The sequence below is a fragment of the Confluentibacter citreus genome (assembly GCF_002807055.1).
In the GTDB taxonomy this organism is placed as follows: domain Bacteria; phylum Bacteroidota; class Bacteroidia; order Flavobacteriales; family Flavobacteriaceae; genus Confluentibacter; species Confluentibacter citreus.
The window spans coordinates 1-1,247 of the sequence record NZ_NIXN01000029.1; the positions used below are offsets into that span (position 1 = coordinate 1).

Consider the following 1,247-nt stretch of genomic DNA (forward strand, 5'->3'; position numbering starts at 1 on the left):
TCGCCCGATGGCAGCTCCTTTCCATTATAATTGCCGTCCCATAAATCCCCCACACGGAGCGTCGCTATCTTACGGCCGTACCTATCAAAGATATCGACCGTCAAATTGCCGTATTGGGTAGCGCATCCCGGTCCCCAGCCCTCGGTAGCGGGCGTGAAATAGTTTGGTATGCACACGTCTATATATTCAAAGTACCGTGTTGCCGTTGCCATACAGCCATAGCTATCGGTTACCGTGACCGTATAGTCCCCAGACCTGTAGATCAGGAACGTGTTGGTGCTTCCGTAATCCTCTCCGTTCAAGGTGTATTGATATGCCCCCGATCCGCCCGTGGTAACGGCAACGATCTCGTTCAGCCCGCCATCGGCCAATGCCAGCGCCAGTGGGTCATACTGTTCAATATCAAACCCCGGTGTCCTTTGGGTACAGCCATTGGTATGCCTTACATCAATGTAGTGCCCCAATCCCGATGGGACATTTACAAACACATTGCTTGACTGATAGGGCCCGCCGTCAAGGGAATAGGTCAAATCGGCCACATCAGCATTACCTGTAGTAGTTACCGTTACGGTATTGCTCGGTATATTGTTATCACAACCATACTCCACTATGGCCAATGGCTCGAAGCTGACCGACTCTGGGAATGATATAACTATTTCCGACTCACAACCTGCACCATCAATAACATATACGGTGTGGTCTCCGCCACTTAATCCAGCAAAGTCAAATTGGGTCTGAGCCAGAGTTCCTGTAACATACGAACCGTTCCTATCGTCTAGGGCTACGCTATAAGGCATACTGCCTCCTGAGATTACTACACTAAAAGCACCATCTAAATCACCTTCACATAATTCTGGCTGTATAGAACCTGGAACCAATACAATTTGTACAGGTTCTGGGTCAGTAATAGTAAAATTAAAAAGTATATAGCAACCCAATTCATCTTGCGCTATGGCTTGGTAAGTTCCTGGATACAGGTCTTCAAATACGGAAGTTTCAAAAAACTGGTCCATTTGCGGAGAGATGGCATATTTAATAATACCTGTTCCTCCCGAGGCAACGATATCCAGCATGCCATCGCCACTTCCAAAACAAGTGGGATCCGTTGGAAAGAAATTGGCAGTCAATGGTGCCGCAGGTTCAGTTATCGTAATGGTTGCCGATGTCGTCAAACAATCGCCGCTCTCCACCTCTACCTGGTACGTTCCCACTGTAAGCCCCGTAAATACGCCCGGACTGTTTTGGGC

1 protein-coding gene is annotated in these 1,247 nt (G+C 48.4%); it reads right to left on the reverse strand.

Annotated features, from left to right (window positions below; translation table 11 throughout):
- Positions 1-1,247: T9SS type B sorting domain-containing protein (locus CDH49_RS15485; protein WP_157805353.1), on the reverse strand; the 1,247-nt coding region annotated here is incomplete at both ends.